The sequence below is a fragment of the Pseudoduganella sp. jia 12 genome, assembly GCF_055502675.1.
Genome location: NZ_JBUXKP010000001.1, coordinates 522,728 through 541,360, shown reverse-complemented (window position 1 = coordinate 541,360; position 18,633 = coordinate 522,728). Strand labels below are relative to the sequence as shown.

Genomic DNA, 18,633 nt, shown 5'->3' with positions numbered 1-18,633 from the left:
CCGTGCCAGGCAGTGGGACCATCGGTCCCACAACACGGGCTCAGCCAGAGAACGCGTTAGAAATTCAGCTGCGCGGACGCACGGAACGTGCGCCCCAGTCCCGGCATCAGGTAGCCGCCCAGGTCGGGCGTCACGTCGCGCCAGTAGAACTTGTCGAACGCGTTGCGCACCTGGGCACGCAGCACCAGCGGCATGCCGTTCACGCGCGTGATGTAAGAGGCGCCGAAGTTCGCCACGTGGTATTTCGGTACGAATACCGTGTTCTCCTCGTCGAAGGCCTTCTTGCCGGTGAACTGCCAGTCGCCGGTTACCTTGAAGGCGGGCGACAGCGCATATTCGGCGAACACCGTCGAACGGATCGCCGGCACGTTCGTCACGCGCTTGCCGTCGTAGAAGCTCTGCCCGGTGCCACTCTGCTTCGTGCTCAATGCGGCCAGCGAGGCGCCGACCGTCAGCTCGCGCGTGGCCTTGCCCTGCGCGGTGAATTCAAAGCCGCGGTGCTCGGCCTGGCCGTTGCGCACGAAGGTATTGGCGGCGTCGGTATATTCCAGGCCCCGCTCGATCCGGAACAGGGCGGCCGTATAGCTGATGCCGTTCAACTCGGCCTTGGCGCCGATTTCCACCTGCTTCGACTTCGACGGAGAGAGGGCGCGATCTTCGTTTTCCGTGCCGAGCGGCGCGACGCCGCCGTGCTGGAGGCCGCGCGCGTAGGTGGCGTATAACGCCACGTTGCTGCGCGGGCTGTAGACCAGCGCCACGTTCGGCAGCCAGAAATTGGCGCTGCTCGGCACCACGCCCAGTTCATCGCGCTTCAGTTTCACGTAGCGCGCGCCCGCATGCAGGGTCAGCTCGCTCGTGATGCCCACGATGTCCTGCACGAACAGGGCGCGTTCGTTGTCCTTGCGGCGCACCGATGCGGGACCGGTTTCCAGTTCGCTCCTCGGGGGCACGGCCACCGGGCGGTAGATATTGCTGGTGCCAGCCAGCTCATAGACGTCGTCGCCCCAGCTTTCCTTGTTGCCGTAGAAGGCGAAGCCGGTCGACAGGTCGTGGGTCATGGTGCCGGTGGCGAAGCGGCCCTGCAGCATCGCCTGCGCGGTAAGCGGCTTCTTCTGTTCATCGAGGCTGCGATAGTCGTACACGTCGTAGTCGCCGTTGCCGCAGAAGCCGGGCCACAGCAACTCGGCCGAGCAGCCATATGGGAACGCGGTGTAGTCATCGCGCTTGAACACGTGGCGGTTCGCCTTCACTTCGAGCTTCCAGTCCTGTGCCAGCTGGTACTGGAAGCGGGCGCCGAAGTTCATGCTTTCCGTGGCGACCGGGTAGCTCCATGGCTGGTCGTTGAGCAGCGTTGCGGCATCCACGACCGGCAGCGACACGCCGTCGATCAGCTGGAAGCCGGGTGCCGATACCTGCGATTTCTTCTGGTAGTCGGCATCGACCTGCAGCAGCGCGCGGGGAGAGATCTGCCAGTCGAACGCGCCGGACACGAAGCTGCGGCGCCCGTCCGCGCCGTCCACGTAAGAGCGCAGCCGCTCGCCGGCCACGTTGATGCGGTAGCCGAAGCGGCGGTCGTCGAAGCGGCCGCCCAGGTCCACGGTGCCCAGCAGCGTGCCGCGCTCGCTCACTTCGAACAGCACGGAGCGCAGCGTGGTATTGGTAGGGCGCTTGGTGACGAAGTTGACCACGCCACCCGGCGCGGCGACACCGGCGGTGATGCCCGCCAGGCCTTTCTGCACCTCGATGCTTTCCTTGTTTTCCAGCGGAATCTGCGTATCGGCGGAAATCGCCAGGCCATCCTTGCGATAGCTGTTCGCATTGTCCAGCTTGAAACCGCGGATCGAGAACTGTTCGGCGTACCCCACGGCGTTGTAGGCGTCGCTGATGCTCGCGTCGTAGCGCGCCGCATCGGTGGTGGAACGGATGTTCAGCGCCTGCATCTGCTCGCGCGAGATCACGCTGACGGAGGCGGGCGTAAGCAGCAGCGGCCGCTCCGAGAAGCCGGCGACGGAAGCGGTTTCCGCGCTGCCGCGCACGGCGGTGACGACGACTTCGGTCATCGCGGGTTCATCCGCCTGCTGGGCGAAAGCGGGGAAAGCCTGCGCGATGGCCAGCGCGGCGGCGGAAAAAGTGGTTTTGTTCATCGATGTGCTCTTCTCATTCTCTTCTAGTTCTCGGGAACCAGCGAGGAGCACACCAGGGGACGTTTGGAAGGGGACGAAGACTGCCTTGTGACGAACACCGCATTGCGCTTTCCTTCGCTGGCATTATCCAGATCAGGTACGAAGGGTATCTCTCACCCGGCGCAGGTCGCGTGAATCAATTCAGCAACCCGCCCAGGACCCCTAGCGAAGCCGAGAGCTTATCATAGTTGCATACAATGTCGTGCGCCATTCGTTCGCCCCTATTGTTATACTTGTGGAAACATGGACTCCGAACGACAATATTGCACTTGAATCGTCCTCAACGTTCCATGCACAGGAGACCGCCATGACGCAGGAACATGTCGTTGAAAACCGCGAGAGCCTGGATGCCCAGGTGCTCGACATGCACCGCGCGCTGACCTCGCTGGTCGACCGGATCGGCGCGCTGGACATGTATAACCAGCGCTGCGCAGCTTGCACCGACCCGGAGTTGAAGCTGGTGCTGGCGAGCCAGCGCGACAGCACGCGCCGGCATGTCGCGATGCTGCTCGAATGGGCGCGGCGGCGCGATCCCAAGCTGGACAAGGAGCTGCGCGACGCGCTGTTCAAGGCCGGTCCGATCGCCGCCCAATACCGCTACGATGAGAACATGTAAGGCAGTCCACATAATGAGAATCGAATGAAGCAGCCGTACCACGAAGGAAGCTGGTTTGCCGTCCCCCTGATCAACGGCGGCTACGCAGCCGGGCTCGTTGCCCGCATGTCCCCGCAGGGGAAGATCATGCTGGCCTACCTGTTCGGGCCGAAACGCGCCGTGATGCCCACGCTCGCCGATGTGCTGGCGCTGAAGGCGGGCGATGCCGTCAAGGCGATCCGCACGGGCGACATGGCGCTGGCCAATGGCCGCTGGCCGGTGCTTGGCGAGGCCGACCATTTCGACCGCAACGACTGGCCGGTACCCGTGTTCATCCGGCGCTCCGATGCGCTCAAGCGCGCCTGGCAGGCCACCTATGCGGACGATCCGGCCAAGCCCGAACGCGAAGTGTCGGTGCCGTATGAAACGGCGGGCCTGGAAAGCGATTCGCTGTTCGGTTATGGGTCGACCGAGCTGCTGCTGACCAAGCTGCTGGAATAGCAGGCGGAGGAATCATGCACCAGGGGGGCTGTTTTTGCGGTGCCGTGCGCTACCTGGTCACGGCCAACGTGTTCAACAGCACGCTGTGCCATTGCACGATGTGCCGCCGCGCCAGCGGGGCGCCGTGCGTGGCATGGTTCTCGGTGCCGCGGGCCGGCCTGCATTTTTCTTCCGGCAGCCCGGCCTGGTACCATTCCAGCCCCGGCGTGCGCCGCGGCTTCTGCGCGGCCTGCGGCACGCAGCTGACGTTCGAGGACGATGCCTGTCCCGGCGAACTCGATGTCACCACGGCCAGCCTGGACGATCCCGAACCCGTGCCGCCCGGCGACCATACCTACATGCAGAGCCACCTGCGCTGGCTGCAACTGGCCGACAGCCTGCCGCGCTACCTGCGCACGCGCGGCGAGGGCGCTCGCGAAGTTCCCTAGTTTGCCTGGTCCCTCCCGGCTGGCAGCGACTGGCAGGCGGCCGCGCGCGACAGCAGCAGCGTGCGTTCGCGTTCGTTCTGCGTGAGCTCCGCCGCGCGCAGGAATTCGGCGCGCGCTTCCTGCAGCCGGCCCAGCTTGAAAAGGAAATCGCCGCGCACGCTGGGCAGCAGGTGGTAGTTGCGCAGCGCGGTTTCGTCCACGAGCGTGTCGGCCACTTCCAGGCCGGCGGCCGGGCCGAAGGCCATGGCCAGCGCCACCGCGCGGTTCAGTTCCACCACCGGCGATGGCGCCAGCTGCGCCAGGCCATCGTACAGCGCGGCGATGCGTTGCCAGTCCGTGTCGGCCGCCTTGCGGGCGCGCGCGTGGCAGGCGGCGATCGCGGCCTGCAGGCCGTAGGGGCCGAGGCTCTTGCCGAGCTGCCCGGCGCGCTCCAGCGCGGCCAGGCCGCGGCGGATCAGCAACTGGTCCCAGCGCGCGCGATCCTGGTCCAGCAGCAGCACGGGCGAGCCGTCGGCCGCCAGCCTGGCGCGGGCGCGCGACGACTGGATTTCCATCAGCGCCACCAGGCCGTGCACTTCCGATTCCCGGGGCACCAGCCCGGCCAGGATGCGGCCCAGGCGCAGCGCCTCGTCGCACAGCGCCGGGCGCATCCAGTCGGCGCCGGTGCTGGCCGAGTAACCTTCGTTGTAGACCAGGTAGATCACCTGCAGCACGGACGACAGCCGCTGCACCAGTTCATGCCCCACGGGTACTTCGAACGGCACGCGGGCTTCAAGGAGCGTGCGCTTGGCGCGCACGATGCGCTGCGCCACCGTGGGCTCGGGCACGAGGAAGGCGCGCGCGATTTCCTCCGTCGTCAGGCCGCCCAGCAGGCGCAAGGTGAGCGCCACGCGGCCTTCGGTCGGCAACACCGGATGGCAGGCGATGAAGACGAGACGCAGCAAATCGTCGCCGATGCGCTCATCGAGGGCCCGGTCCAGGTCGGGCGCGGCATCTTCCAGCAGGCTTTCGATTTCCCACGCGAGCTCGGGTTCCTTGTCCTGCGCCAGCTTGCGGTGGCGCAGGTGGTCGAGCGCGCGGTTCTTCGCCGTGGCCATCAGCCAGGCGGCCGGATTGTCCGGCGCGCCGCTGGCGGGAAAATTCACCGGCCATGTTTCGAGGGCGGCCACGAGCGCTTCCTGCGCCATTTCCTCGGCCAGGCCCACGTCGCGCAGCATCCGCGCGAGCGCGGCGATGATCTTCGCCGATTCGATGCGCCAGACCGCCTCGACGGCGCGGTGGGCCCGGCCGGTCAAGCCGCCGCCGCGCTTGTCGAAGCCCCATCTGTGGAAAGCGCCGCGACCTGCCGCAATTCCAGCGTCACATCGGGCCAGGGAAACGGGTAGCTTTTGACCCAGGCGATCGCCGCGTCGCGCGAGTCGGCCTGGATCAGCCAGAAGCCGGCGATCAGCTCCTTGATCTCGGTGAACGGGCCATCGACGACCGATGGCCGCCCGCCCTTGAACTTCACACGCGCGCCCCTGGCCGTGCCTTTCAGGCCATCCCCGGCGAGCAGCACGCCGGCCTGCGCATCCTGCGCGTTGCGCGCGTTCATGCGGGCGATGACTTCCGGTGGCGGGACCAGGTCGGCCTCCAGGATGTCGCTGGAGCGGATCAATACGGCATAGGGCGTGAGATGCGGCGGCGATTGCGTGTCGAAGCCCGCGCAACCGCCTGTGCAACCCGTTTCACGCACTTCGAGCAGCGCGCTCCCCTCGGCGTCCGCCACGGGCCAGTTGCGGGCCCAGGCGATGGCCGCCTCCTTCGACGGCACATCGACGATCGCGAAGCCGGCCGCCAGTTCGGCGGCGGGGAAAGGGCCGTGTTCGATGGACCATGCGCCGGCGCTGCGGTGCAGGCGCGTGGCATCGAGGCCGGGATGCAGCCAGCGCCCGGCCGGCACCGCGTCGACCAGCGGCGCCGATGGAAAGGCACCGCTTTCGGAAGCGGCGTCCGCACGGCGTATCACCATGAATTGCATCCCGTCCCCTTTCGTGATCCGGTAAAGGATCAGGCCGAACCGGCGATGCGGTCGCGCAGCCTGTCCTCCTGTTCGCGCAGTTCCGGCGTGAATTCGGCACCGAAGTCCTCGGCCTCGAATACCTGGCGGATCTCGACCTCGTCGCCGTCTTCCATCGGCGCGCGCTTGAGCCACTCGATGGCTTCCTCGCGCGACTTTACCTGAATCAGCCAGAAGCCCGCAATCAGTTCCTTGGTCTCGGAAAAAGGGCCGTCGGTCACGGTGCGCTCCTTGCCGTTGTAGCGGATGCGCACCCCCCTGGAACTGGGGTGCAGGCCCTCGCCGGCCAGCATCACGCCGGCGTTGACCAGTTCCTCGTTGTATTTTCCCATCGCTTCGAGCAGTTCGGTGGATGGCATCCTGCCTGCTTCGGAGTCAGGGGTGGCTTTCACGATGATCATGAATCGCATGGCGGTCTCCTTGTCGTCGGTTATTGGGCCACTCATTGGGCAACTTCGGGGCAGCTCATCGCCGTCTTCGACGCTTCGATGGCTTCCTCCGGCGGCACGTCGCGGATATGCGTGGCCAGCGACCAGCTGTGACCGAACGGGTCGCGCAGCACGCCATAGCGGTCGCCCCAGAACATGTCCGCCGGCGGCATTTTCGCCTCCGCCCCCGCATCGACCGCGCGCTGGAAGGCCGCATCGACATCCTCGACGTAGCAATGGAGCGTGACGGGGGAACTGGGCAAGTCTTGCGGGCCGAAGCTGCCATGGTCGGGGAATTCGTCGACGAGCATGATCTTGGTATCGCCGATGCGGATCATTGCGTGCATCAGCTTGCCGCTATCGTCCGGCACCGGCATGCGCACCAGCTCGACGGCGCCAAACGCCTTCTTGTAGAACTCGATCGCCTCGGCTGCATTGCGGCAGACAAGGTGCGGCGTCACGGTGGGCATGTCCGCGGGAATTTTTGCAACTTCGCTCATGGCCTGTCTCCTTCATGGTTGTGAGGGAACACGAACTGCGTTCCCATACTCCCACGACGAACGGCGAAACGCCAGATCGACAAACCGCTGAAAATATTCTTTCGCCGCGCCGGCCGCCGGGGGAACATCAGCCACCGATGGTAGTCGCGGCGGCTGACAGTTCCTGTCAGGAGCGTGCGCGAAGGAAATGACCCGTCAGATCGCGTCCATCGTGATCTGGATCGACAGGCCGCCGCCTTCGCGATTGCTCAGCTGCAGTTCCGCGCCATGCCGTTGCAGCACGCGCTCGACGATCGCCAGCCCGAGGCCGGCGCCATTGGCCTGGCTGCGCGCTTCGTCCAGCCGGGTGAACGGTTTCAGCAGCTCGGCCATCCTTTCCTCCGGCACGCCCACGCCGTGGTCCTGCACCTCGATCGTGACCCGCTTGGCAGTGTGCATGCCCTTGACGGTACAGCGGATGTCGATCTCGGCCATGTCCGTACCCGGGGTCTTGCCATAGCGACGGGCATTCTCGATCAGGTTGTGGAACACCCGTTTCAGGTCGGTGCTGTTGCCCCGCAGCTGGACGTCGCAGGCGATGTCGGTGGTGACTTTCACGTCCGGCAGGCGGGAAACTTCATGGGCCACTTCGTCCAGCATGGCCGGCACGTCCACCGGCACGAAGGTGGACGATTCGGTCGGTTTCGCGTAATCGAGGAACTGGGCGATGATCGCATCCATCTGCGCGAGGTCGGATTTCATGCCGTCCCGCGCATCCTGCGAAAGGTCCGCCATCTCCACTTCCAGCTGCATCCTTGTCAGCGGCGTGCGCAGGTCGTGCGAAATGCCGGCCAGGATCACCGCGCGGTCCGATTCGACCTGCTGCAGGTCGTCCACCATCTGGTTGAAGCTGCGGTTCGCCTGCCGGATCTCCTGCGGCCCCTTCTCTGGCAGCGGCTCGGGCCGTCGGCCCTGCGCGATGGCGCGGGCCGCGACCGTGAGCCGGCGCAGCGGGGCGTTGACCAGGCTGGAAATGGCGGCCGCGCCCAGCAGCGAAACGAGCGACACCACGGCGGCCCAGCCGAGCCACTGGATGCCCGTCAGCCAGGGAATGCGCTCGCGCTCGAGCATCAGCCAGTAGGCATCTTCGCCGATATTGAAGCTGACCCAGAAGCCGCGCATGCCGTTGACGCGCGCGGAAAAGCGCGTGTTCTTGCCCAGCTTGGCCTTGACGAGCCGCTCGATGTCCGGCATCAGCGCGATGTCGGGCGGCGGGTCGACTTCATCGTTTTCTTCCAGCAGGAAGACGCGGATGCCTTCGTTGGAAACCAGGTCGAACAGCAGTTCGGTGCGGAGCTCGGGGGCGGAGTGCGTCAGCGCCGCGCGTGTGATGGTGACGACCGAGATCACCTGCGCAGCCAGCTGCTGCGCCTGCGGGCCGCGCTGGACCCAGCTGATCATGCCGGTCCACGACGCCATCGACAGCGTCGTCAGCACGCCGAGCAGCAGGAAGGTGCGCCAGAACAGCCCGCTCTTGAAGCGGGCCAGCGAAATGCGACGGAACTTCATCGAACGGCACGCATCAACGCGGCTGTCCCTCCGGAATGAACACGTAGCCCAGGCCCCATACGGTCTGGATGTACAGCGGGCTGGAAGGGTCCGGCTCGATCAGCTTGCGCAGGCGCGAGATCTGCACGTCCAGCGAGCGGTCGAACACCTCGTATTCGCGGCCGCGCGCCAGTTCCATCAGCTTTTCGCGCGACAGCGGCTGGCGCGCGTGGCGGGCGAACACTTTCAGCACGGAGAATTCACCGGTGGTCAGCGGCACCGTTTCGCCATTCTTCTTCAGCGTGCGCGTGCCCAGGTCCAGCACGAACTGGCCGAACTCGAAGGTTTGCGGCGTTTCGGATGGTGCGCCGGGGATTTCGTCGGGGGCCTTGCGGCGCAGGACGGCGCCGATGCGGGCCACCAGTTCGCGCGGGTTGAACGGCTTGGGCAGGTAGTCGTCCGCGCCCATTTCGAGGCCGACGATGCGGTCCACATCCTCGCCCTTGGCCGTCAGCATGATGATCGGCGTCTGGTCGCCGGCGCCGCGCAGGCGGCGGCAGATCGACAGGCCATCTTCGCCGGGCAGCATCAGGTCGAGTACCAGCAGGTCATAGCGCTCGCGCAGCCACAGCTTGTTCATCGCGGTGGCGTTTTCCGCGGTAAACACATTGAAACCCTGTTCGGTCAGGTAGCGGCGCAACAGGTCGCGCAGGCGGACGTCATCGTCCACGACCATGATCTTGGCCTGGTGGCCGCCGTGGGAGACGCTGGTGGAAGAGGTGGAGCCCGCAGTGGCACCATTGTTGCCGGTATCGGTCGAAGTAGTCATATTGCTGTCGGAATTGTCAGAAGCATGTCGCTATGGTAACGTCTTAACGCAATGAAAGGCGCACACGTACGTACCCATTACAAAGTGTTACAAACTTTACCCAATCACCCTTATACCCACAGGGAAAGGGGCATACACTTCGTCCATCGGGTACAGGTTACCAGACAAAAACGAGGACATGGCATGAGCAAGCAGGCACACGATCGGAGCAGGGCAAACGCGCAGCGCGCGCGTGCCGCGATCGCGTCGCTGCTCCTCACGCTGGGCGGTATGCTGCCGTCGTTCGTCCATGCGGGCCCGAACGATGGGCCGCCCCGCCGCGACAACCAGCAGCAGCAGCAGCGCCGCGACAGCCAATGGGGCGAGGGCACCGATGCGCGTTCGTTCGAAGCCCGCGCCGAAGAGCAGCGCCGGATCATGCAGGAAAACGCCAGCAATGCCGAAATTTCCCGGCGCATGAGCCGCATGACGCCCGATGAGCGGCGCGACCTGCGCCGCCAGATCAACGATGCGCGCATCGAAGTGTATTCGAACCCGCCGCGTCGCTGACCCGCTCAGCGAGCCGGTTTCGAGCCGAGCCGGTTTCCATCTCAATTAACCGCAGCTCAGCTCAGCTCAGCTCAGCTCAGTTCATATTTCCTCTAAAGGCCGTCATGCAAGTGACCGGCCTTTTTTGCGACCGTCGCCACGCGGGCCGCGTCGGTTTGCCTCCTCCGTTGTCTCGTTTGTGCCCGTTTCCTTGGGTGCCATCGCGCTTTTTGCCGGCATTTTCACGCAAGCCAGATAGTGCTTGGCCGCAATCAAATTGCCGTAAGGAAAAAATTTATACATTGGACCCTGTTGAGTTTCTTGAATGCGAGAACATAGGGGATTCCAATGACCAACGATGGGGAGCCGGCACCCTTGCCGGACGAGGACGAGGGCGATAACGGGAACGAGAACGAGAACGAGGCGCCGGTCATCATCGGGCGCGACGACGGTGTCTGGCTCCATGCCGGTGCGGCGCAGCCGGCCTTGCAGGCGGCCGTCGACGCGCTGTTCCAGGCCGGTTCCCTGCTGGCCGGTCTCGATTACGACATCTTCCTGCGCATGCTGTACGGCGCGGGCCCCCAACTGCCCGTCGAGTGCCATGGACAGACGCTGGTGCGTGTCGCCGATGCCATCGTTCCATTCCCGCCGGCGCGCCGCGCCCTCTACAAAACCGCGAAGATCGACGCCGGCGCAGCCATCTATCCTTTCGAGCGCGTGCTGTTCGCCAATGCCCATGGCATGCCGGAACTGACGATGCTGGACTTCGATGAATTCGTCGCGGACATGTGGTTCAAGGGCATCCGGTTCGGCATCGACGCCCACACCGTGCGGGCGGTGATCGAAGCCGGCGGGCGGGCGCGCATCGTGGTCGCCCGCCGCCTCGAACCCGTGGCCGGGCGGAATGCGGCTTTCATCGAGGTGTCGCCGCACCTCCACCAGTCCAACGCGCCGCGCGAGCTGGCCAATGGCCGCTTCGACCTGCACGCATTCGAGAACCGCTTCCCGCAGGTGAAAGCGCAGGTGCGACTGCTGCGCAAGGATCCCTGCACCGCCGGCACGCGCGGCATCGAACTGTCGGGCGTGCCGATCGAAGCGAAGGACGGCATGGACCGGGAGCTCACCGACGTGGCCGGCGCGGGCACCGTGATCGAGTACCTCGACGGCCACGATCACCTGGTGTCCGCCGTCGAAGGTTTCATCCATGTCGACAGGAGGAACGGCCGCCTGTCGATCGGGCCGAAGATCGTCGGCAGGGACGGTGTCAGCGTGCGCACCACCGGCAACCTGCAACTGGCCGGCGAATACGAGGAATTCGGCGACGTGCACGAACACGTGATCGTGGAAGGGAGCAGCATCACCATCCATGGCGACGTGTTCGGCCACATCGCATCGCGCGGCGGTACCGTGCAGTTGAAACGTAACCTGATGGGGGGAAGCGTCGTCAATGTCGGCGGAGCGATCGGGATCGGCAGGGTCGCGGCGAATGCGGTGCTGCAGGCGCAGGGCGGCGAAGTGACGATCCGCGAGGCGCAAAATTGCGTGATCAGTGCCGCCCGGGTGACGATCGGCGCGGCGACCAACTGCGAAATCGTGGCCGACGAGGTGGTGATCGGCATCGCCAGCGGCTGTGCGATCGCCGCGCGCAACATGGCGCTGACCGTTGCCGGGCCCCGCAAGGGCAGCGAAATGCTGCTGTTCGCGCTACTCTCCGACACCCGGCAGGCCGACGAAGCCCTTGCCGACCTCACGGCGCGTGCGGCCCGCTGCCAGGCCATGGCGGACGCGCACAGCGACACGGTCAACGAGCTGCGCGGCCGGCAGGATGTGGGCGGGTACCTGGCGCTGTCCGCCCGCGTGCGCGCGGGGGAGGTGACGCTGACCGCCGCCCAGCAGGCGCTGTTCAGGAAAATGGCGGAGCAGCTCGCGCCGGCGTTGAACGAGATCGCCCAGGTGTCGCTGGCCGGCAACGGAGCGCGAGCACAATTCAACGGCCTGCAGGGCCAGCTGGACATGGCGCGCCGGCGCCGCAGCGAGATTGCCACCGCAGCATCGTGCACGGTCAAGGTGGTCGATGGCGACACGGTCTTGCGCACCATGCTGTATCACCCGGACACGGGCCCGCCAACCCGCCTGGCGGCAAAGGACATCAAGGCGCACCTGCGGGCCGGCTCGTGGAGCCACGCGCCCGTGCTGCAGGCGGCCGATGGTGCGCTCGACTGGTCCTTCAGGTGAGTCCACGATAGTCCCGGCAGGAAACATTGAGCGTTCTCAACACTGGAACGGGAGGCGACCTTAGCATGGAGAATGCGCAACCTTGCCGCACGACGGGACGAAAGGAACACCATGCAAACCAATCCACCACCAGCCACCATGAAAGCGCAGGCACGACCGGAATCCGGTGCCGGTCCGCAGCAGGATACCGAGACGCGGCAATATCTCACGTTCCGCCTTGGCGGGCTCGAGTACGCGCTCGATTACGCCAACGTGCAGGAACTGCGGCCCCTGCGGGCGCTCGAACGCTTCGCGGCGGACGGCGAAATCGTCAGCGGTGTCGCCGTCTCGCGCGGCATCATCATGCCTGTCGTCGACATGCGCATCGCGTTCGGCCCGCGGCCGTCGGAGCACGATCCGCAGACCGACGTGATCATCCTCAAGCTGTCGACCTGCGTGATGGGCATGGTGACCGATGGCGTGACCGACCTCGTCATGCTGGCCGGCAGGGACATCAAGCCGATTCCCAACGTTGCGGCGGAAGTCGACTACCTGCTGGGCCTTGCGGACGCGGGCGGCCGCCGGCTGATCGTCGTCGACATCGACAGGCTGATGGCGATCCGCCGCGTGCGGCCGGACAGCCTGCACGCCGCCGCGTGATGCGGTGCCGCAAAAAATAACGCCGCCCGAGGGCGGCGTTATTTCTGGTTGGTACGGCTTGCCGGTTCAGGCGGCCAGCGCTTCGAGCTGTTCCTGCAAGCCCAGCCATTCCTCTTCCAGCTGTGCCAGGTCTTTCGTATAGAAAGCCTGGTCCGCCAGCAGCGTCTTCAGCTTCGGCTTGTTGGCCGCTTCGTAGATTGCCGGGTCCTGCAGCTGCGCGTCGACTTCGGCCTTCTGCGCGTTGCGCTTGGCGATCTGCTCTTCCAGGCGCTTGACCTTGTTCTCGATCGGCTTGCGCTGCGCGGCCAGGCGCTGGCGCTGCTCCGCCTCCAGCCGCTTCTGTTCGCGCTTGTCGACGGTTGGCGCGACCGGCGGCGGCGCCACCGGCGACGTGGAGGGATACGCCGTCTTGTGCTCCTTGCCGGCCGCCGGCAGCACGTCGGTTCCCTTGCCCAGCTTGGTCTTGAACAGCCAGTCCTTGTAGTCGTCCAGGTCGCCGTCGAACGGCTGCAGCTTGCCGTCGGCCACGATGATGAACTGGTCGGTCGTCGCCCGCAGCAGGTGCCGGTCGTGCGAGACCACCACCAGCGTGCCCTCGAACTGCGCCAGCGCCTCGGTCAGCGCCTCGCGCGTTTCCAGGTCCAGGTGGTTGGTCGGTTCATCGAGCAGCAGCAGGTTGGGGCGCTGCCACACGATCAGCGCCAGCGCCAGGCGCGCCTTTTCGCCGCCGGAGAACGGCGCGATCGAACTCGTGACCATCGTGCCCGGGAAGTTGAAGCCGCCCAGGAAGTTGCGCAGCTCCTGCTCGCGCACCGTGGGCGCGATCTTCTGCAGGTGCCACAGCGGCGATTCGTCGTGCCGCAGCATCTCCACCTGGTGCTGGGCGAAGTAGCCGATGATCAGGCCCTTGCCGGTGGTCGCCGTGCCGGCCAGCGGCGCCAGGTCGCCGGCCACCGTCTTGATCAGCGTGGACTTGCCGGCGCCGTTCACGCCCAGCAGGCCGATGCGCTGGCCTGTCTGCAGGCTGAAATTGATGCCGTGGACGATCGTTTTTTCCTTCACCTCATAGGTGGCGGGATCTTCGCTGCGATAGCCGGCATCCACGTCTTCCAGCACGAGCAGCGGGTTCGGAGCGGAAAGCGGCTCGCGGAACTCGAACGAGAATTCGGCGGCGGCGCGCAGCGGCGCCAGTTCCTCCATCTTCGCCAGCGCCTTCATGCGGCTCTGCGCCTGCTTGGCCTTCGACGCCTTGGCCTTGAAGCGGTCGATGAACGATTCCAGGTGCGCCTTCTTGCGCGCCTGCTTTTCGGCGGCGCCGGCCATCAACACCATCTGCGCGGCGCGCTGGCGCTCGAAACTCGAGTAGTTGCCCGAGTAGCGCTTCAGCTTGCGGTCGTCGATGTGCACGATCACGTTGACGATCTCGTCGAGGAAATCGCGGTCGTGCGAAATGATGATCAGGGTGCCGGCATAGCGCTTGAGCCAGTCCTCCAGCCAGATGATCGCGTCCAGGTCCAGGTGGTTGGTCGGTTCATCGAGCAGCAGCAGGTCGGAAGGGCACATCAGCGCCTGCGCCAGGTTCAGGCGCATGCGCCAGCCGCCGGAGAAGCTGGCCACGGGCTGCTGCATCTGGTCCAGCGTGAAGCCCAGGCCCAGCAGCAGCTGTTCGCCGCGCGACTGCACCGTGTAGGCATCCGCATCGGCCAGCGCCACGTGCGCATTGCCGAGTGCGAGGCCCTGTTCGGCGGAGTCGGGCATGGCTTCCAGCCGCTCCAGCTCCGCCTGCAATTTGCGCAGGTTCACGTCGCCATCGATCGCATAATCGAGGGCATTGCGCTGCAGTGGCGGGGTTTCCTGCGCCACGTAAGCCATGCGCCACTTGGCCGGGAAATCGATATTGCCCTGGTCCGGGTGCAGCTCGTTGCGCAGCATGGCAAACAGGCTGGACTTGCCGGCGCCATTGGCGCCGATCAGGCCGATCTTGTCGCCGGGGTTCAGCGTCAGGTCGACGTTTTCCAGCAGCGGCTTCACGCCGCGCATCAGGCTTACTTGTTCGAGACGGATCATGCTTTACTTATCAGAGCTTCAGTTGGTCGGCGGTGAGGAGGAACACCCCGGGTCCATCTTATCCCCTCATGGGGTGATGACGATCCAGGGACCTCGACAAACCACAGTTCTTATTACAGCTTCAGTTGGTCGGCGGTGGGGAGGAAGCCCCCGGGTCCATCTTATCCCCTCATGGGGTGATGACGATCCAGGGACCTCGACAAACCACAGTTCTTACTACAGCTTCAGTTGGTCGGCGGTGAGGAGGAAGACCCCGGGTCCATCTTATCCCCTCATGGGGTGATGACGATCCAGGGACCTCGACAAACCACAGTTCTTATTACAGCTTCAGTTGGTCGGCGGTGAGGAGGAACACCATGTCATCCCCTTGGCTCGTGGTCAGCCACGTCAGGCCCATATCGCCGAAGGCCGCTTCCGCGAACGCCTTCTCGTTGCCGATTTCGACGATCAGCAGGCCATCGTCGGTCAGCCGCTCGGCGGCGCCGGCCACGATCCGGCGCACCAGGTCCATGCCGTCCACGCCGCCATCGAGGGCGATCTGCGGCTCATGGCGGTACTCCTGCGGCAGCCGCGCCATCGAACCGGAATTCACGTATGGCGGGTTGGTGATGATCAGGTCGTATTTTTTCTGCGGCACGGCGGCATACAGGTCCGACTGGACCAGGTTCACGCGGTCTTCCAGCTTGTAGGTCGCCACGTTGCGGCGCGCCACTTCCAGCGCATCGGCCGAGATGTCGACGGCGTCCACCTGCGCGTCCGGGAACGCGTCGGCCAGCATGATCGCCAGGCAGCCCGACCCCGTGCACAGTTCCAGCACGTTGGCGATGCCTTCCTGGTTATTGACCCACGGCGAGAAGTATTCGGGAATCAGCTCGGCGATGTAGGAGCGCGGCACGATCGTGCGCTCGTCCACGTAGAACTGGTAGGTGCCCAGCCATGCCTCGTTGGTGATGTAGGCGGCTGGCACGCGCTCGGTGGCACGGCGCTCGATCACGTCCAGCACGCGCTGGATTTCATCGGGCAGCAGCCGCGCGTCGAGGAACGGATCGAGCCGGTCCAGCGGCAGCTTCAGCGTGTGCAGGATCAGGTAGGCCGCCTCGTCGAAGGCCTCGGCGCTGCCATGGCCGAAGAACAGTTTTTCGGTATTGAAACGGGTGGTCGCGTAGCGCAGCAGGTCGCGCGGCGTGGCAAAGATGGTGGTCATGGTGTTCTTCCTTTGTGCCAGGTCAGGCGAGCAGGTTCTCTAATGTGCGGCGATAGATGTTCTTCAGCGGATCGATGAAACGCACTTCCACGTGCTCGTCGATCTTGTGGATGCTGCCGTTCGGCGGCCCGAACTCGATCACCTGCGGGCAGATCTGCGCGATGAAGCGGCCGTCGGACGTGCCGCCCGTCGTCGACAGTTCGGTCTCGATGCCGGTCTCGCCCTTGATCGCTTCGCAGATGGCGGTCGACAGCGTGCCGCGCGGCGTCAGGAACGGGTAACCGGAGATGATCCATTTCAGGTCGTATTCGAGGCCATGCCGGTCGAGGATCGCATGCACCCGCTGCTGCAGGCCTTCGGCCGTGCTGGCGGTCGAGAAGCGGAAATTGAAATCGATGACCATCGCTCCCGGGATCACATTGTTCGCACCCGTGCCGGCCTTCACGTTCGACATCTGCCACGAAGTGGGCAGGTAGTACTCGTTGCCTTCATCCCACACCTCGGCCACCAGGTCGGCCAGCGCCGGCGCGGCCTGGTGGATCGGGTTCCTTGCCAGCTGCGGGTAGGCGATGTGGCCCTGGATACCCTTGATCGTCAGGCAGCCGGACATCGAACCGCGGCGGCCGTTCTTGATCATGTCGCCCAGCGTGGCGCTGGACGTGGGCTCGCCGACCACGCAGTAGTCGATCGCCTCGCCGCGTTCCTTGAGCTTGTTGCAGACGATGACGGTGCCGTCGGTGGCGGGGCCTTCCTCGTCGCTGGTGAGCAGGAAGGCGATCGAACCCTTGTGATCCGGGTGGGCGGCGATGAATTCCTCGCAGGCCACCACCATCGCGGCGATCGACGTCTTCATGTCCGCCGCGCCACGGCCATACAGCTTGCCGTCGCGGATCGTCGGGAAGAACGGCTCCGATGTCCATTGTTCGACGGGGCCGGTCGGCACCACGTCGGTGTGGCCGGCGAACACGAACACGGGCTGCTCGGTGCCGCGGCGCGCCCACAGGTTCGTCACGTCGCCGGAGACGATCGTCTCGCAGCGAAAGCCCAGCGGTTCGAGCAGGGCGATCAGCTGCTGCTGGCAGCCTTTGTCCTCGGGGGTGACGGAAGAGCGGCCGATCAGCTTTTCGGTCAGCGCAAGGGTACGGGATTCGGTCATTGTCTCAATTCGTAAAGATCTGTTGGTACTGCTCCGGCTTGAAGCCCACATGGCAGGCTTGCGCCATCTGCAGCACGGGACGCTTGATTACCGATGGAAATTCCAGCATGAGCGCGGTCGCACTGGCCGCATCGGTCACCATGGCCTTGCGTTCGTCCGGCAGGCCGCGCCACGTCGTGCCCTTCCTGTTCACCAGCGTTTCCCAGTCCACGTAGTCCAGCCACCGTTGCACGGTGCTTTCATCGAGGCCGTTTTTCCGGAAGTCGTGGAAGGTGAAATCCTGCTGGCGGTCGGCAAGCCAGGTACGGGCTTTTTTCACGGTGTCGCAGTTGGGGATGCCGTAGAGAGTGGTCATTGCGGGAATGCGCGGGCCAAAGGGCGTCATTATAGCCGCACGGCCGCGAGCCGGATCACGGAGGGCATCGCTTGCTGTTCGATAGTTATTGTCATAATTGCATTACTATGCCGGTCCGGGCTAACATGCCAGCGTTTCATTTCATGTTGCCCTACATTCACCTACCCGAGGAAGCAATGAAAAAAACCGGTCTCGCGCTGTTACTCGCCGCCACGCATGTGTTTGCGTGGGCGGCGGATCCTGTCTACACGGTCCAGATGCTGGGAGTGGACTACTCCCCATCGGACATCAACAACCGTGGCGAAGTACTGCAGAGCCTCGTCGGTTCGGGCGCATCGAACACGATTCTGGTCACTGCGTCCGGCCGCATCACAATCGGCGGCCTGGGCGGCAGAAAGGTGTCGGGCGCCGGATTGAACGACGCGGGTATCGTCGTCGGTTCCGCCAGCCTCGTCGGCGATGGTGCGTCGCACGCGTACATCTACGAGAACGGCACCACGCGCGACCTCGGCACACTGGGTGGGGTGTCCAGTTTTGCAAACGACATCAACAACGCCGGTATGGTGGTGGGCACGTCGGAGATCGCCGGTGGCGGCGCCCATGCCTTCGTGTACACGGCAAGCGGCGGCATGCAGGACATCGGCACGCTGGGCGGTGCCGAAAGCCGTGCGTACGGCCTTAGCGAGACGGGCGACGTGATCGGCGCTGCCCAGACGGCCTCGGGAGAATGGCACAGCTTCTTGTACAGCAACGGCGAAATGACCGACCTGGACCTGCTGTACGGTGCCGGGATGGGCGGCATCGGTCCCAATGGCGAGCTGTTCGGTACCAGCTCCTACTTCAGTCCGTCGGGGAACGAGCATTACTACATGATGCTGGAAAACTCGAGCTGGTATCCGCCGGGCGGCAAGATGGCGTTTCCCATCAGTATGTCGAACGGCTACATTTCAGGCCTCGACGAATGGGGCGCGTTCGCATTGCTCGGCACGCCGACAGGCACCTATTACCTCGACCACCTGGCCGGGGGCGGCTGGACCATCCTCACGGGCAACGCCGTCAACGACCTGGGCCAGGTGGTCGCCTGGGCCTGCAACTGGGACAATGGCTATGGCTGCGGCGCCATCCTGATGAGCCCTGTTCCCGAGCCGGTCACGTACGGCATGCTGGGCCTCGGTCTCGGCGTCGTCGCGCTGGCGCGCCGCCGCAAGGTCACGGCGGTCAGCCGTTCAGCGTAAATTCCGTCAACGACGTTTCGGGCCGTGTGGCTTTCCGCTCCGCCTGCGGGGCACTTTATTACGGACGGAAATTCCATCATCAGGGCCGTGGCGCTGGCGGCATCCACGACAGCAGCCTTGCGGTCGTCCGGCAAGCCGCGTCGGGTAGTGCCTTTCTTGTTGAC

At 65.1% G+C, this 18,633-nt stretch carries 18 protein-coding genes and 1 riboswitch; of the genes, 7 read left to right on the top strand and 11 right to left on the bottom strand.

Annotated elements, in window-relative coordinates; translation table 11 throughout:
* Positions 1-56: 56 nt before the first annotated feature.
* Entirely contained in the window at positions 57-2,144 is a 2,088-nt protein-coding gene (locus ACY65G_RS02225) for a TonB-dependent receptor (RefSeq protein WP_464995729.1), read from the bottom strand.
* Positions 2,145-2,236: 92 nt separating this feature from the next.
* Positions 2,237-2,357: riboswitch (TPP riboswitch) on the bottom strand.
* 133 nt (positions 2,358-2,490) lie between these two features.
* On the opposite strand from ACY65G_RS02225, the gene ACY65G_RS02220 reads away from it, so the two are divergent.
* Genes ACY65G_RS02220 through ACY65G_RS02210 form a run of 3 tightly spaced genes read left to right on the top strand, consistent with a single transcriptional unit; the run spans position 2,491 to position 3,707 of the window.
* The gene (locus ACY65G_RS02220) at positions 2,491-2,799 is read left to right on the top strand and encodes a ferritin family protein (RefSeq protein WP_464995728.1); all 309 of its coding nucleotides are present in this window, start codon (positions 2,491-2,493) and stop codon (positions 2,797-2,799) included.
* A gap of 24 nt (positions 2,800-2,823) precedes the next feature.
* Entirely contained in the window at positions 2,824-3,279 is a 456-nt protein-coding gene (locus ACY65G_RS02215; RefSeq protein ID WP_464995727.1) for an Imm26 family immunity protein, read from the top strand.
* A gap of 14 nt (positions 3,280-3,293) precedes the next feature.
* Positions 3,294-3,707: a GFA family protein gene (locus ACY65G_RS02210; RefSeq protein WP_464995726.1), complete on the top strand. Its 414-nt coding sequence runs from the start codon at positions 3,294-3,296 to the stop codon at positions 3,705-3,707.
* On the opposite strand, the gene ACY65G_RS02205 is transcribed toward ACY65G_RS02210, so the two are convergent.
* The 6 genes from ACY65G_RS02205 to ompR form a co-directional block, all read right to left on the bottom strand.
* A complete protein-coding gene (locus tag ACY65G_RS02205) occupies positions 3,704-5,002 on the bottom strand; it encodes an RNA polymerase sigma factor (protein ID WP_464995725.1) in 1,299 nt (432 codons plus the stop codon). The genes ACY65G_RS02210 and ACY65G_RS02205 overlap by 4 nt on opposite strands.
* Positions 4,999-5,718 (bottom strand): YciI family protein, encoded by a 720-nt coding sequence (locus tag ACY65G_RS02200; RefSeq protein ID WP_464995724.1) that lies wholly within the window; start codon positions 5,716-5,718, stop codon positions 4,999-5,001. The genes ACY65G_RS02205 and ACY65G_RS02200 overlap by 4 nt, the downstream gene beginning before the upstream one ends.
* Before the next feature lie 38 nt (positions 5,719-5,756).
* Positions 5,757-6,176 carry a YciI family protein gene (locus ACY65G_RS02195; RefSeq protein ID WP_464995723.1) on the bottom strand — a complete coding sequence of 140 codons (420 nt, stop codon included), beginning with the start codon at positions 6,174-6,176 and terminating at the stop codon, positions 5,757-5,759.
* A gap of 32 nt (positions 6,177-6,208) precedes the next feature.
* On the bottom strand, positions 6,209-6,694 hold the full coding sequence (locus tag ACY65G_RS02190) for a VOC family protein (protein WP_464995722.1): 486 nt from the start codon (positions 6,692-6,694) through the stop codon (positions 6,209-6,211).
* Positions 6,695-6,889: 195 nt separating this feature from the next.
* Positions 6,890-8,242, bottom strand: a complete 1,353-nt coding sequence (locus ACY65G_RS02185; RefSeq protein ID WP_464995721.1) for an ATP-binding protein — start codon at positions 8,240-8,242, stop codon at positions 6,890-6,892.
* A gap of 13 nt (positions 8,243-8,255) precedes the next feature.
* Positions 8,256-8,957, bottom strand: coding sequence for an osmolarity response regulator transcription factor OmpR (ompR, locus tag ACY65G_RS02180; RefSeq protein WP_229418989.1), 702 nt, complete (start codon positions 8,955-8,957; stop codon positions 8,256-8,258).
* 276 nt (positions 8,958-9,233) lie between these two features.
* Here ompR and ACY65G_RS02175 point away from each other — a divergent pair, with 276 nt between their 5' ends.
* The 3 genes from ACY65G_RS02175 to ACY65G_RS02165 all read left to right on the top strand — a co-directional run bounded on the left by ACY65G_RS02175 (position 9,234) and on the right by ACY65G_RS02165 (position 12,452).
* On the top strand, positions 9,234-9,599 hold the full coding sequence (locus tag ACY65G_RS02175) for a hypothetical protein (protein WP_464995720.1): 366 nt from the start codon (positions 9,234-9,236) through the stop codon (positions 9,597-9,599).
* A 327-nt stretch (positions 9,600-9,926) separates the two neighbouring features.
* Positions 9,927-11,813, top strand: coding sequence for a flagellar assembly protein A (locus ACY65G_RS02170; protein WP_464995719.1), 1,887 nt, complete (start codon positions 9,927-9,929; stop codon positions 11,811-11,813).
* 111 nt (positions 11,814-11,924) lie between these two features.
* A complete protein-coding gene (locus ACY65G_RS02165) occupies positions 11,925-12,452 on the top strand; it encodes a chemotaxis protein CheW (protein WP_464995718.1) in 528 nt (175 codons plus the stop codon).
* 66 nt (positions 12,453-12,518) lie between these two features.
* Here ACY65G_RS02165 and ACY65G_RS02160 read toward each other — a convergent pair whose 3' ends face one another.
* The 4 genes from ACY65G_RS02160 to ACY65G_RS02145 all read right to left on the bottom strand — a co-directional run bounded on the left by ACY65G_RS02160 (position 12,519) and on the right by ACY65G_RS02145 (position 17,234).
* Complete coding sequence (locus tag ACY65G_RS02160) at positions 12,519-14,519, bottom strand: ATP-binding cassette domain-containing protein (RefSeq protein ID WP_464995717.1); 2,001 nt, start codon at positions 14,517-14,519, stop codon at positions 12,519-12,521.
* Positions 14,520-14,838: 319 nt separating this feature from the next.
* The gene (gene prmB, locus ACY65G_RS02155) at positions 14,839-15,723 is read right to left on the bottom strand and encodes a 50S ribosomal protein L3 N(5)-glutamine methyltransferase (protein WP_464995716.1); all 885 of its coding nucleotides are present in this window, start codon (positions 15,721-15,723) and stop codon (positions 14,839-14,841) included.
* Between the two features lie 22 nt (positions 15,724-15,745).
* On the bottom strand, positions 15,746-16,879 hold the full coding sequence (gene dapE, locus ACY65G_RS02150; protein WP_464995715.1) for a succinyl-diaminopimelate desuccinylase: 1,134 nt from the start codon (positions 16,877-16,879) through the stop codon (positions 15,746-15,748).
* 4 nt (positions 16,880-16,883) lie between these two features.
* Positions 16,884-17,234, bottom strand: coding sequence for an ArsC family reductase (locus ACY65G_RS02145; protein WP_464995714.1), 351 nt, complete (start codon positions 17,232-17,234; stop codon positions 16,884-16,886).
* 176 nt (positions 17,235-17,410) lie between these two features.
* On the opposite strand from ACY65G_RS02145, the gene ACY65G_RS02140 reads away from it, so the two are divergent.
* The gene (locus tag ACY65G_RS02140; protein WP_464995713.1) at positions 17,411-18,469 is read left to right on the top strand and encodes a PEP-CTERM sorting domain-containing protein; all 1,059 of its coding nucleotides are present in this window, start codon (positions 17,411-17,413) and stop codon (positions 18,467-18,469) included.
* Positions 18,470-18,633: the final 164 nt, after the last annotated feature.